1 pseudogene is annotated in these 254 nt (G+C 66.1%); it reads right to left on the bottom strand.

Annotation, left to right across the window (positions count from 1 at the left end):
* Positions 1 to 130, bottom strand: a pseudogene (locus D7V77_RS43070) (transposase); the annotation flags it as partial.
* Positions 131 to 254 lie beyond the last annotated feature (124 nt).

The raw sequence follows: 254 nt of genomic DNA, 5'->3' as shown, positions 1-254 counted from the left end.
CATTGACGCCGCCGCACAACCACCAATACGCAACGTCCGTACGCAGCCTCGCCGCAATGGCGTGAGCGCTGGAGAGGCCCTCCATCTGCCCGTACACCCACAGCGCTAGCAACAGCCTCGGGTCCACTGAGCCTGGCCCGGTTCCGTGGACACCCGAGATGTGATGGAAGGAGCACGGGATGTCCGCGACTGACGAAAAGCAGAGGAAGCCCCGCAGGCCGCGCCGGGAGTTCACGGCGGAGTACAAGGCCGGG

The organism is Corallococcus sp. CA041A, from assembly GCF_003612075.1.
In the GTDB taxonomy this organism is placed as follows: Bacteria; Myxococcota; Myxococcia; order Myxococcales; family Myxococcaceae; genus Corallococcus; species Corallococcus exiguus.
The sequence above is the reverse complement of the archived record's forward strand: the minus strand, read 5'-3'. Positions and strand labels throughout refer to the sequence as shown.